Origin of the sequence: Citrobacter sp. KTE30, from assembly GCF_000398825.1 — a bacterium.
Classification (GTDB): domain Bacteria; phylum Pseudomonadota; class Gammaproteobacteria; order Enterobacterales; family Enterobacteriaceae; genus Citrobacter; species Citrobacter freundii.
Window position 1 is genome coordinate 2,449,939 of sequence record NZ_KB976055.1, and the last position, 13,956, is coordinate 2,463,894.

Sequence of the window (13,956 nt, forward strand, 5' to 3'; positions counted from 1 at the left end):
TAAAGTAAATCTTAATTTTGCTAGAATCTTATATATGTTTTGTACAATTTGATGAATGTTGTACACAGTAGCAGGAACCGCATATCGGTGACGGAGAATCAGGAGTGTCCGGGGGAACTATGGCTTATTACAGCATTGGGGATGTCGCAGAACGTTGCGGGATAAATCCTGTCACCCTTCGGGCATGGCAACGACGTTACGGTTTACTCAAACCTCAACGCAGTGAAGGTGGCCACCGACTCTTTGATGAAGAAGATATTCAGCGTATTGAAGAAATAAAACGTTGGATTAGCAATGGCATACCTGTTGGTAAAGTTAAGGCATTGCTGGAAACCAGTACCCGTCAAGCTGACGACGACTGGAATCAATTACAAGAAGAGATGATGAGCATTCTTCGCATGGCGCATCCACCGAAGCTGCGAGCCAAAATTACCGCACTCGGTCGCGTTCACCCCGTAGATGCGCTGATTGATCACGTTTATCTTCCCGTACGTCAACGGCTGATACTTGACCATAATACATCCCGCATAATGAACAGCATGCTTGATGGCGCATTGATTGAATATGTTGCAACACTGCTGTCTGAAACGCGGCGCAAGTCAGGAAAGGATGCTCTCCTGCTGGCCTGGGATGTTGAAGACAGAACCCGTCTGTGGCTCGAAGCCTGGCGTTTATCGCAATCTGGTTGGCATATTGCCGTTCTGGCTGAACCCATTGAATCGCCAAGACCTGAACTTTTCCCTGGGCAAACGCTTTTTGTCTGGACCGGTATCGCGCCAACCCGCAGACAAAATGAACTGCTACAACACTGGAATGAGCAAGGTTATAAGGTCATTTTCCACAGCCCGTAGCCAATACGTAATACGTGTAAGATAAATCATACGACTCTCATTTTTTGGGTGGTTATTTTGAGTACCATCCAAGGAATATGTTGCCCCCTATTCTCCTGACTTAACACCCGCCATAGCATAAAAACAAAACAACATACTCACCCGTTGGTATTATTTTTTTGTCGACGACATCACCTTTTACCTAAGTAAAATTCATTAGATCAACTGGCGTACACCTAATACTTATTCTAGGGTTAAATTATGTCTTCTTGTGCCACATTATTGTTTTTCTAAAGTAATAAATGTGGTTATTTGAAAAAGGTAAAGGATATGGCTCTAGTCTTAGACAAACGCTTAATTCTTTGTTGCTGCGCCTTTTCCATTATCTCTGTGGCAAATGCAGCAACCGTTAACGGAACATTTCAGGTGCTGATGACGATTCAAAAGGCCTGTACCGTGACTGCGGGTTCGGCTTCAAATATCACACTTGGTCCGGTGAATACCACGGCGACAAATACCAGTGCAAGCAACACTATTTCAATTAATTGCTCAAAAACCACGCCCTATTTTATCGGGCTGGCGCCGTCGGCCGCTAATGGAGGGACGACGACGGGCTCGGGCGCCATGTCCTCTGTGGCTAACGCTGCTACCAATACCGATAAAGTGCCCTATCAGCTAAATCGCACGTCAGCAACAGGTCCGGTATGGGGAAATACCGCCACCGACACCGCACCTGGGAATGGCGTAGCAGCGACAGGGACCGGCCTGGTGCAAACTTTTACTGTTTATGCCACCGCACCGAGCGCCAACTTCACTCCTGACGACTATGCCGACACGGTAACGGTTAACGTTAACTACTAACTTCAGGAAGCTATATGAGAGTAAAACTGCCTGTTAAGCAGTGTGCCTGCGCATGCCTGCTAGGGATGGTTGCGAGCGCCAACCTTGCCACTGCCAGTGGGCTGCAAATAGCCCCGGTCACGTTAACGTTGCAAGCGACGCAAAATGCCGATGGTATCTGGTTGAGTAACGCGGGTGAAAATGTGCTCAATGCCCAGGTTCGGGTTTTTCGCTGGAGTCAAAGTGCTTATGACAACAAACTTTCCCCCTCTCAGGGGCTGGTGATAAGCCCGCCGATGTTGGCATTAGCCCCTGGAGAACGTCAGTTGATTCGAGTTATTCGCACAAGCCCTCCCTCGGCACATGCCGAAGACGCTTATCGTTTGTCGATAGATGAGTTACCGCCTGCAAAAGTTGAAAAAAATAAGCTTCAGTTTGTGCTGCATTATTCCGTTCCCGTTTTCATTCAGCCAACATCAGCGGCACAAACGCAGGCAAAACTGCAATGGAAATTACAACAACTGGATGGCAAAAAATTTATTGAAGTCAGTAATCAGGGAAATGGGCATGCACAGTTATCTGCTGCAACATTTATAAGCCCTGACGGTACTAAAAAAGTCATTACACCCGGACTATTAGGCTACGTTTTACCAGGCTCAACAATGCGCTGGATAGTCTCCCCGTCGGCCAGTAATAATCATTATGGCGGGAAAATTGAAGTCACAATCAATGGCCAAAAAACAGTACAAGATCTGTAACAGATTCTGGCTTCTGGTGAAATATTGCTTTCTCAATGGAGTATTAATATCGGGAATGGTTTGCGCACAAACGCTGAATAATAACCAGAGTGAGAATGGTGTTATTAATAGCACCTCACAAATTACGGGAGTCGATTTGTATCTCGATGTCACCTTAAATGGGAATCCCGTTGGGCTGGTACATTTTGGCTACGATAATGGAAAGCTTTATGCGGGAGCTAATACCCTGAGTAAAATGGGCTTTCGCTTTGCTCCAGACGCCACTAACGCCGTCTGCCTGAACGATATCCCCCAGTTAACCATTGACTACAACGTTCAGTTGCAAACGCTCTCGCTTACTGCGCCACTTAGTTCACTCGATCTTGCCACCACGCAGCTTAACACGCCTACCGAAACCGCGCCAACGGCGACAACATCACGCGGAGCGCTGCTCAATTATGATATCTATACCCAGCAGGGGGATGAGAGCGTAATAAATACCTTCAGTGAACTTCGCGCCTTCAATGCTGCCGGCGTGCTCAGCACCACCCAGTTGACGCAGTACTCCACCGAGGGATACGCCGATAACAGCTTTGAGCGCCTTGATACCAGCTGGCGTACCTCATTTCCTGATACGATGTTGGCGTTAACCGTTGGCGATACCCTGACAAGCTCACTCATCTGGTCCCGACCTACGCGTATTGGCGGCATTCAGATAGGCACCGATTTTGGTTTACAGCCCTATATGCCAACCACCCCGCTCCCTGCATATCTGGGATCCGCGACGTTGCCATCAAACGTTGAGCTGTACGTGGACGGTGTCAGGTACTACAACGGAGAAGTCCCCGCAGGTAGTTTTCAGATCAACACCATGCCTAACATCAGCGGCGCGGGAACGGGTCAGGTGATGATGACAGACGCGCTGGGCAGAACGAGCGTACAAAATTTCTCGTTCTACAACGATCAACAACTCCTGCGGGAAGGATTAACCGCCTGGTCGGCAGAATTGGGCACGGTACGCGAAAATTATGGTTATTCCTCTTTTGACTATGCCAGCGCACCGGTATTGAGCGCTACGTGGCGTCGCGGGTTTAGCAATACGTTGACCGCCGGGGCTCACGCAGAAACCAGCGATGGACTAATTAACGCAGGCTTCAGTAACGACTGGATCCCGGGAACCCGCAGCGGCACATTTTCGACATCACTTGCCGCAAGTAGCGATTCAGGGCAGAACGGATTTCTGTATAGCTTTGGTTATCGTTGGTCCGGCGAACGGTTTAATTTCAGTACCAGTACCACGGCAACTTCTGGCGATTACCGCGATGTCGCCACCCATTATGGTGAGCCGCCCCCAACGCTTAACAGCAACACGGTCATTGGCTATTCGCTGGAATCTGCCGGAAATGTCAGCCTGAGTTATCTGCAGTTTCGTTATCCACACGAAAATGCGGTGCGCTACGCCAACGCCAGCTGGTTCAAATCCGTTACAGACAGCATCTCACTGAATGCCGGACTCAACCAGAACATTGACGATAACCGCGATCGCAGTCTCTATCTGATGGTAACGATTACCACTGATAACAATCTGAGCGCCAGCAGCACGCTACAACGCACCAACGATGAAACCGGCTATCAGCTCAACGCCAGCAAGACGCCGCCTGCCGACGGCGGTTGGGGCTGGAATCTGGCCGCCAGTCAGCAGGTTTCCCGACAAAGTGGCCAGGGAGAAGTAGGATATCTGGGGCGTTATGGTAAAGCGTACGCGGGATTCAGCCGTTTACCAGATAACCATTACGGCTACGCAGGCGCAACCGGATCGCTGGTGACCATGGGAGGCGGCTTGTTTGCAGCAAGGGAAATCAACAATGGTTTTGCCGTCGTCTCAACTGACGGCGTGCCTGATGTTCCAGTCAAACTGCAAAATAACCTGATTGGTCGCAGCGATGACCAGGGACTACTGCTGGTCACGCCGCTGAACAGCTATCAAAAAAACCTGATCAGTATTGACCCGATGGATCTCCCCGCCAATATGCGGATCGCACGCGTTGAGGCGAACGCAACGCCCGCCGATCGTTCCGGCGCGTTGGTGAGCTTTGGTATCACCCCCGTACGCGCCGCGCAGATTCTTCTCGTCGACAATCAGGGTAAGCCAATTCCTGAAGGCAGCATGGCTTACGCCATCAACGGAAAAGGACAGTCGTCTGTCGTTGGTTTTGATGGGATGACCTGGTTCGACACCCTGGAACAGCACAACACGCTGCGCGTTGAGACGGACACCGGTAGTTGTCGCGTGCAATTTGACTATCCTGTGTCAGCAAAGGGGATTGTACAAATAGGCCCGCTGGTTTGTCGCCCACACTAACAGGAGTGCGCTCATGAGGTTAAGACATCTGCTACTCATCGCTGCCGTACTTTTTTGTCCGGCAATTAGCCATGCGGTAACCTGTTCGGTGAGCAATGTGCAACCCATAAATTTAGGTTCGGTCAATCCACTGTCTGCGACAGGCGCAACGTCATCAATGACGTTCAGTTACACCTGCGCCAAAGAGCTTGGTGACGCGCTGGCAGGGATCAATCTCTGTTTTAATATTGGCGCCTCGGCCGTCAGTGGCCAGGTGACACCGCGAAATATGTCATTAAGCGGAACGCCTGCCAGAACGCTGGCATACCAGCTTTACCAGGATAGCGGGCGCACCAAAGTCTGGGGCAGCCAGTATCAGTCGGGAACCACTTTTCCCATGGTACAGCTTAACCTGCTGAATCTGACGCCAGTGACGGGTTCACTCACGGTATCGGCGCAGATCGTCACGCCACAAACCGCAGCCGTCCCCGGAAATTATCAGGATAGCTATACGACGGCCACAGCCCTTGTCACTCTCAATCCCGGATTGCTTTTCCCGCCAACAACCTGTGGCGATACGGTTGCCGCCAGGCTGCCTTTCACCGTATCGGCGACCGTAAGCAAACAGTGCAATATCACCTCTGCAACCGATATTAGCTTTGCGCCAGCCAGGGCGACCGGGCGTAACCTTACGGCTTCAAATACCGTGGGCGTAGCATGTTCCAATAACACGCCTTACACCATCGGGCTTCAGCCCTCCAACGGTAATACGGCAGGCAGCGGCGTGATGGCGGGCACGGGGTCAAATACTGATAAAGTCCCCTACCAGCTTAGTTCGACGCCAGGTCCTTCCGGTACGGTCTGGGGCAATACATCACTCAATACCGTCGCGGGCAACGGTACGGGAACAACAACTACCTACCCGGTTTACGCCACCGTCCCCAGCGCGAACTACACGCCAGACAACTATGCCGATACCGTTACCATCGCCGTAACCTACTGACCTCATCTTAACCGCAATAAAGCAAATACATTTTGTTATCAAATTATTTACTTTTAGAGGTGCGTCATAAAACTAACAAATTACGATTTTTATATATTCTGCATATTAAATTACGCACCCTGCAAAACAACCCAATTACAAGCAAAGACACAGAATAACTATTCAATCGCAAGTTAAAGCCCATACTAATCATGGCGATAATTCGTGCTGGTCGGGCAGGCCCTTCTATGAAAAAAATGTTAAATTTAGGTTTATATGGTGAGATTCACTGTATACCACGGCCAAATTAAGAACATATTACTTTTATAACTAAGGTTTATCATGGATAAGTTATCTTACGCTTCAGATAGCAGCACATCTGCCTGGAATACCTACCTGCAACAAATCGAGCGTGTGGCCCCTTACCTGGGCGAACTTTCCCATTGGGTGGATACCCTGCGCCACCCAAAACGCGCGCTGATTGTCGACATCCCGGTGCAGATGGATGACGGCACTATCCGTCATTTTGAAGGGTATCGCGTGCAACATAACCTCTCCCGCGGGCCGGGCAAAGGCGGTGTGCGTTATCATCCTGATGTTGATCTTAATGAAGTGATGGCCCTGTCCGCATGGATGACCATCAAATGCGCAGCGTTGAACCTGCCGTACGGCGGTGCCAAAGGTGGAGTGCGCGTCGATCCGTTCTCGCTGTCTGAAGGCGAACTGGAGCGTTTAACTCGTCGTTATACCAGCGAAATCGGCATTATCATTGGGCCGCAGAAAGACATTCCTGCGCCGGATGTAGGTACTAACGGAAAAGTCATGGCCTGGATGATGGATACCTACTCCATGAACCACGGCACCACCGTGACCAGCGTGGTCACCGGTAAACCTATTCACCTTGGCGGTTCATTAGGTCGTGATAAAGCCACCGGTCGCGGCGTTTTCGTCAGCGGTCTGGAAGTCGCGCGCCGTGCCAACATCGAAGTTGAAGGTGCTCGCGTTGCAGTGCAAGGTTTTGGTAACGTCGGCAGCGAAGCCGCCCGACTGTTCGCGGCAGCTGGTGCACGCGTGGTCGCGATTCAGGATCACACCGCTACGCTGTTTAACCCCACAGGTATCGACATGACCGCGTTGTCTGCCTGGCAGTTAGAGCACAAACAGATTGCCGGTTTCCCGGGCGCTGAAACCATCGCCAGCGAGGCCTTCTGGAGCCTGGATATGGATATTCTTATTCCGGCCGCGCTTGAGGGTCAGATCACCCGTCACCGTGCGGAAACCTTGACCTGTAAACTGGTACTTGAAGGCGCTAACGGCCCAACCTATCCGGATGCCGATGATGTGCTGGCAAGCCGTGGTATCGTGGTTGTGCCTGACGTGGTCTGTAACGCCGGCGGCGTAACCGTCAGCTACTTCGAATGGGTTCAGGATATGGCAAGCTTCTTCTGGAGTGAAGAAGAGATCAACAATCGCATGGACAAAATCATGACTGATGCGATGGTGCATGTTTGGGAAAAAGCAGCTGAGAAATCCTGCTCCCTGCGTACCGCAGCCTACATCGTTGCCTGCGAACGCATTCTGCTGGCACGAAAAGATCGCGGAATTTATCCGGGCTAACGCCGAAATCGACCATGCCTACAAACCACCTGTTCTGCAGGTGGTTTGTTTTCCATAAAAAATCGTTCAAAAACTTTCCGCACAAATACCGCCCGACCTCTCACTTTCGCTGTTTTATGCACCATGACGTTCCAATACGGAACATTATTATGCTGCTATGTTTCGTATTGAAACGCTCTTCACAGCAATTTTCTTTTGCAAACCCGTGTGCAAAATTACCTTATCGGCAGCGAGCGGTCGCCGTGGCGTTGTACAAACCGATACCCTACATCAGATGCCTGCCCGAATTTGGCAGCCATCCAGGACTGTCTGCGGAGCATAAATAATGAAAAAATTGATCAACCGTGTTGAAGACGTACTGAATGAACAACTCGCCGGACTGGCGAAAGCGTATCCTTCCCTGGCACTGCATCAGGACCCAGTGTATGTCACCCGCGCAGATGCACCGGTGATGGGCAAAGTGGCGCTGCTTTCCGGCGGCGGCAGCGGGCACGAGCCTATGCATTGCGGCTACATTGGTCAGGGCATGCTCTCCGGCGCCTGCCCGGGTGAGATTTTTACCTCCCCCACGCCGGATAAAATGTTCGAATGCGCCATGCAAATTGATGGCGGGGAAGGCGTGCTGCTGATAATCAAAAATTACACCGGCGACATTCTTAATTTCGAAACCGCTACCGAGCTGCTGCACGAAAGCGGCGTCAAGGTCACCACCATGGTGGTGGATGACGATGTGGCGGTGAAAGACAGTTTGTATACCGCCGGACGTCGTGGTGTGGCTAATACCGTATTGATCGAAAAACTGGTCGGCGCGGCCGCCGAACGCGGTGACTCGCTGGAAGCCTGTGCTGCGCTGGGTCGTAAGCTGAATAACCAGGGCCACTCCATTGGCATAGCCATTGGAGCCTGTACCGTTCCGGCAGCCGGACAACCGTCGTTCACGTTACAGGATAACGAGATGGAGTTTGGCGTAGGTATCCACGGGGAACCGGGCATTGACCGCCGCACCTTCACCTCTCTCGATCAGACCGTTGATGAAATGTTCGATACCCTGCTGGAAAACGGTAACTACAGCCGTACGCTCCGCCACTGGGACAACGTCCAGGGCGCGTGGCATGAAGGTAAAGAAAGCAAGCGTGCGTTACAAAGTGGCGATCGGGTTATTGCGCTGGTCAATAATCTCGGTGCGACGCCGTTGTCTGAACTCTTCGGCGTGTATAACCGCCTCGAAAGCCGTTGCCAGGATGCAGGCATCGTCATTGAGCGCAACCTGATCGGTTCTTACTGTACCTCTCTGGATATGACCGGCTTCTCCATCACCCTGTTACAGGTGGATGACGAAACGCTGAACTTATGGGATGCACCGGTTCACACCCCTGCTCTCAACTGGGGTAAATAAGGAGATTCATGATGTCCCTCAACAGAACACAGATTGTTAACTGGCTCTATCGCTGCGGTGAAATATTCACCACTGAAAGTGATTTTCTCACCGGACTTGACCGGGAGATCGGCGATGCCGACCACGGTCTGAACATGCATCGTGGTTTCAGCAAAGTCGTTGAAAAGCTGCCGTCCATCGCAGACAAAGACATCGGCTTTATTTTGAAAAACACCGGTATGGTGCTGCTCTCAAGCGTCGGCGGGGCCAGTGGACCGCTGTTTGGCACGTTTTTTATCCGCGCCGCCCAGGTGACTCAGGCTCATCAAAGCCTGACGCTTGAAGAGCTGTATCAAATGATTCGTGATGGCGCAGAAGGTGTGATTAGCCGCGGTAAGGCTGAACCTGGCGATAAAACCATGTGCGATGTCTGGCTGCCGGTAGTGGAGTCTTTACGCCAGTCATGCGAACAGAAGCTGAGCGTCCAGGCGGCTCTGGAAGCGGCAAGCCAACAAGCGGAAGTCGCAGCGCAAAGCACCATCACCATGCAGGCTCGCAAAGGCCGCGCCAGCTATCTAGGTGAGCGCAGCATTGGGCATCAGGATCCCGGCGCAACGTCGGTCATGTTTATGATGCAAATGCTGGCTCAGGCGTCCAGAGAGTAAGGATAAAGCGATGGTAAACCTGGTTATTGTTTCTCACAGCGCCCAACTGGGCGAAGGCGTCGGCGTGCTGGCCCGGCAGATGTTAATGGGTGATGGTTGCAAAATCGCCATTGCCGCAGGCATTGACGATCCTGAGAATCCGATTGGCACCGATCCGATTAAGGTGATGGAAGCCATCGAGTCCGTGGCCGATACGGACCACGTGCTGGTGATGATGGATATCGGTAGTGCATTACTGAGTGCGGAAACCGCGCTGGAACTGCTCGACCCTAACATTGCCGCCAAAGTGCGTTTGTGCGCAGCACCACTGGTTGAAGGCACACTGGCCGCGACGGTTAGCGCCGCCGCAGGTGCTGATATCGATCGGGTCATCCGTGATGCCATGAACGCCCTCGACGCCAAATGTGAACAACTGGGTTTACCTTCGCCATCCGCAGCGAAACCCGCATCCGCTGAACTGTCTCCCGACGCTGATGCCCGTTCTGTTGCCATTGTGGTGAAAAACCCTAACGGCATCCACGTCCGCCCGGCTTCGCGGCTGGTTTCTGCGTTGTCTGGTTTTAACGCCGACATGTGGCTGGAGAAAAACGGCAAGTGTGTGGTCCCTGATAGCCTGAATCAAATAGCCCTGCTGCAGGTACGCTGTAATGACACGCTACGCCTGATTGCTAAGGGCGAACAGGCAGAGGATGCGCTGGCCGCATTTAAACAGTTGGCGGCAGAGAATTTTGGTGAATCGCTCGAGCCCGCGCATACTGATAACAAGGCAACTCTGGCTCCCTCAAAAGTCACGGGGACGGCATTTTGTCACACGCCGTTCTCGCCAAAGGTAAACCCGCAGTCCGCCGCATCACTGCAGGCTGAGCAGCAGCGATTACAGACCGCCATCCAAAGTACGCTGAACGATCTGAGCAAACTCACCGCTCTTGCTGAAGAACGATATTCCGCAGATATCGCCGCCATCTTCTCCGGTCACCACACGCTGTTGGACGATCCTGAACTGTTTGAAATGGCCTGCGATGTAATGCGTGAAAAACAATGCAGCGCCGCCTGGGCCTGGCATCAGGTGCTGAGCGATCTCAGCCAGCAGTATTTACAGCTCGATGACCCTTATCTGCAGGCGCGATACATTGATATTGAAGATTTGCTGTCTCGTTCACTGCAACATTTGACGGGAGAGAGCGCACAAATTCCCGCGTTCTTGCGCCCCACTATCCTGGTCGCTGATGTCATTTATCCGTCTACGGTACTGCAACTCGATCCGAAGACCATCAAAGGTATCTGCCTGCGGGACGGCAGCGAAGCCTCTCATCCGGCGATTATCGCTCGTGAAATGGGTCTGTGCTGGATGTGTCAGCAAGGCGCTGCTCTCGATAGCATAAAGATGGGCGATACTCTGACCATTGACTGTGTCACACAGCGGATAACCCGCGCAAACTGATACCGAAGCACACCCTTTTCGACAAAGGGTGTGCTTCTTCCCTATTCGCGTCGGGAAATGTCTGTTTGTTCGCAAAATGGGGTGTCGATCACGCGCAACGGTCGATCCTGAACTAAGGTTTTCTCATGGTAAATGCCGCTACTTCGGCACACCGCTAAGGAGATTAACCGATGATAACGCCTGCAACTCGCCATCCAGGCCTGCTTTCTGTTGCAATAAAACTGACTCTCGCCAGTACCTTTTTTGCCCTTTCCTCTTTTGCCGTCAATGCAGAAGACGCGCCAGCCGCTACACCGCAGCCGCCAGATATCCTGCTTGGACCTCTGTTTAACGATGTACAAACGGCTAAACTGTTTCCAGACCAGAAAACCTTTGCTGACGCAGTTCCTAACAGCGATCCTCTCATGATCCTTGCCGATTACCGGATGCAGAAAAATCAGTCCGGATTCGACTTACGCCATTTTGTGGAGGTGAATTTCACATTACCGAAAGAAGGCGAGAAATACGTTCCCCCGGCCGGGCAATCATTACGCGAACATATTGACGGACTGTGGCCGGTCCTCACCCGCTCGACAACTGACGCTGAAAAATGGGACTCGCTACTGCCACTTCCAGAGCCGTATGTGGTGCCTGGCGGGCGTTTTCGCGAAATATATTATTGGGACAGCTATTTCACCATGCTGGGGCTTGCCGAAAGCAATCACTGGGATAAGGTCTCGGACATGGTGGCAAACTTCGCTTATGAGATTGATTCCTGGGGACACATTCCTAACGGCAACCGCACCTACTACCTGAGCCGTTCGCAACCGCCGTTCTTTGCCTTTATGGTTGAACTGCTGGCGCAGCACGACGGGAATGACGCGCTGAAAAAATACCTCCCGCAGATGCTCAAAGAGTACAGTTACTGGATGGAAGGCGTCGAAACACTCCAGCCCGGTCAGCAAAATAAGCGCGTGGTTAAACTGGATGACGGTACCATTTTGAACCGCTACTGGGATGACCGCGATACGCCGAGGCCAGAGTCCTGGGTCGAGGATATCGCCACCGCTAAAAGCAACCCCAATCGCCCTGCCACAGAAATCTACCGCGACCTGCGTTCAGCGGCTGCGTCCGGCTGGGATTTTAGCTCCCGCTGGATGGACAATCCTAATCAGCTGGGCACTCTGCGCACCACCAGCATCGTTCCGGTCGATCTCAATGCGTTGATGTACAAAATGGAAAAAATGATCGCCCTCGCCAGCAAGGCTGCCGGTGATGATGCCAAAGCGGCGCAGTACGATGGCTTCGCTAATGCCCGACAAAAAGGGATCGAAAAGTATCTGTGGAACGACAAAGAAGGCTGGTATGCCGACTACGATCTGAAAAGCCATAAAGTACGCAATCAGCTCACGGCCGCCGCCCTGTTCCCGCTGTATGTCAATGCGGCGGCAAAAGATCGCGCCAGTAAAGTCGCCACAGCCACCCAGGCACATCTGCTGCAACCGGGCGGCCTTGCTACCACGTCGGTGAAAAGCGGCCAGCAGTGGGATGCCCCCAACGGCTGGGCCCCGCTCCAGTGGGTCGCAGCATCCGGGTTACAGAATTACGGTCAGGATAACGTTGCGATGGATGTGACCTGGCGATTCCTTACCAATGTGCAGCACACCTACGATCGAGAGAAAAAGCTGGTTGAAAAATATGACGTGAGCACCACCGGCACCGGCGGTGGTGGCGGGGAATATCCATTGCAGGATGGTTTTGGCTGGACCAACGGCGTCACGCTAAAAATGCTTGACCTGATCTGCGCCAAAGAGAAGCCCTGTGACAGCGTACCCGCATCGCGGCCAACACCGACAAGTACACCACCAGCCGAGCCTAAAAAACAGACTCAACCGACGCCATAACATCATTACCTGAGCCGTTTTACTCCCCGAATCCGCGCTTCGTCGCGGATTTTTCTGTCATATTTTTCGCTATTTAAGCTGCCTCTATCCTCTCTAGCCCTTATGGGGTATCCGGTGTTTTCATCCGCGAGAATTTGATTCTGAACATGTTTTTATTCGCTGTATATGTAAATATATAGCGAATTTGTAACCTTCAGGATACTGATAATGGCACTGACAAGACGGATGTTTGCCCAACTCGTGGCATCTGCACTGCTGCTACGCCATCTTCCCGCATTGGCGCAAACGCCGCTAACCGTTGCCGTTGGAGGCTCGCCAGGGCCGAATATAACCCAACGCGTGGTCAGCGCGGGGGCGCCCGCTGACATGCTGCTGCTGGCCGTCGCGCCGGAAAAACTGGTAGGGCTTTCCTCCTTTGATTTATCTCACCAGACCGCCATCCCGTTCCACGATGATATTCGGGCATTGCCGAAACTGGGCAGGCTGGCAGGACGCGCCAGTACCCTATCACTTGAAGCGTTACTGGCGCTTAAACCCGACCTGGTTGTTGACTGCGGCAATGCCGATGAAACCTGGCTTTCTCAGGCCAGACAAGTGAGCGCACAAACTCACATTCCCTGGCTGCTGATTAACGGCGAACTGCGCCATACCCCAGAACAGTTGCGCGCAGCCGGTGAAGCATTGGGCATCGTCTCGCGTACTGCAATGCAGGCCGCGCTGGCCCGTCGATTTATCGATAATGCAATAGCTTTCTCGCATACAGCTGCAGCGAATCTGCGTTTTTATGCCGCGCGCGGTGCCAGAGGACTGGAGACAGGTTTACAAGGTTCTTTGCATACCGAAGCGGCAGAACTGCTGGGGCTACAGAATGTGGCGCACATCCCCGGAAGACAGGGGCTCACACAGGTTTCAATGGAAAATCTGCTCAGTTGGCAGCCCGATATTATTTTGGTGCAGGATGCGATGACAGCGCAGCACCTACGAGAAGATCCGATCTGGCAAGGGGTCAAAGCGGTTGCTGACCGGCGCATTCTGTTTCTCAGCGGTCTGCCGTTTGGCTGGTTGGATGCACCTCCTGGCATCAACCGTTTACTGGGGTTACGCCGCCTGCACGCCTGGCTTGAACCGCAGGTTAACAAGAGCTTTAAAGCCGATATGCAGCGCTACAGCGAACTGTTCTGGCATACCACGCTAAGCGATGCACAGTATCAACGTCTGGTGGCAGTCTGATGAAAACATCTACCC

General features: G+C 52.4%; 11 protein-coding genes. All 11 read left to right on the forward strand.

The features are described from left to right. Nucleotides 1-119: 119 nt before the first annotated feature. Nucleotides 120-851, forward strand: a complete 732-nt coding sequence (locus WC1_RS11460) for a MerR family transcriptional regulator (RefSeq protein WP_003841536.1) — start codon at nt 120-122, stop codon at nt 849-851. Between the two features lie 309 nt (nt 852-1,160). Beyond that, on the forward strand, nt 1,161-1,691 hold the full coding sequence (locus tag WC1_RS11455; protein WP_003020867.1) for a Csu type fimbrial protein: 531 nt from the start codon (nt 1,161-1,163) through the stop codon (nt 1,689-1,691). A gap of 14 nt (nt 1,692-1,705) precedes the next feature. Beyond that, a complete protein-coding gene (locus WC1_RS11450) occupies nt 1,706-2,428 on the forward strand; it encodes a fimbrial biogenesis chaperone (protein ID WP_003020869.1) in 723 nt (240 codons plus the stop codon). A gap of 55 nt (nt 2,429-2,483) precedes the next feature. Next, a complete protein-coding gene (locus WC1_RS11445; protein WP_016150368.1) occupies nt 2,484-4,769 on the forward strand; it encodes a fimbria/pilus outer membrane usher protein in 2,286 nt (761 codons plus the stop codon). A gap of 13 nt (nt 4,770-4,782) precedes the next feature. Further along, the gene (locus WC1_RS11440; RefSeq protein WP_016150369.1) at nt 4,783-5,751 is read left to right on the forward strand and encodes a Csu type fimbrial protein; all 969 of its coding nucleotides are present in this window, start codon (nt 4,783-4,785) and stop codon (nt 5,749-5,751) included. A gap of 321 nt (nt 5,752-6,072) precedes the next feature. Beyond that, nucleotides 6,073-7,347 carry a Glu/Leu/Phe/Val family dehydrogenase gene (locus tag WC1_RS11435; RefSeq protein ID WP_003020877.1) on the forward strand — a complete coding sequence of 425 codons (1,275 nt, stop codon included), beginning with the start codon at nt 6,073-6,075 and terminating at the stop codon, nt 7,345-7,347. 325 nt (nt 7,348-7,672) lie between these two features. Next, complete coding sequence (gene dhaK / locus WC1_RS11430; protein ID WP_003020880.1) at nt 7,673-8,743, forward strand: dihydroxyacetone kinase subunit DhaK; 1,071 nt, start codon at nt 7,673-7,675, stop codon at nt 8,741-8,743. 11 nt (nt 8,744-8,754) lie between these two features. After that, complete coding sequence (dhaL, locus tag WC1_RS11425; RefSeq protein WP_003020881.1) at nt 8,755-9,387, forward strand: dihydroxyacetone kinase subunit DhaL; 633 nt, start codon at nt 8,755-8,757, stop codon at nt 9,385-9,387. Between the two features lie 10 nt (nt 9,388-9,397). Next, on the forward strand, nt 9,398-10,828 hold the full coding sequence (dhaM, locus tag WC1_RS11420) for a dihydroxyacetone kinase phosphoryl donor subunit DhaM (RefSeq protein ID WP_016150370.1): 1,431 nt from the start codon (nt 9,398-9,400) through the stop codon (nt 10,826-10,828). Nucleotides 10,829-10,998: 170 nt separating this feature from the next. Beyond that, nucleotides 10,999-12,711, forward strand: a complete 1,713-nt coding sequence (locus WC1_RS11415; RefSeq protein WP_003020888.1) for an alpha,alpha-trehalase — start codon at nt 10,999-11,001, stop codon at nt 12,709-12,711. A 207-nt stretch (nt 12,712-12,918) separates the two neighbouring features. Next, the gene (locus tag WC1_RS11410; RefSeq protein WP_016150371.1) at nt 12,919-13,941 is read left to right on the forward strand and encodes an ABC transporter substrate-binding protein; all 1,023 of its coding nucleotides are present in this window, start codon (nt 12,919-12,921) and stop codon (nt 13,939-13,941) included. Nucleotides 13,942-13,956 lie beyond the last annotated feature (15 nt).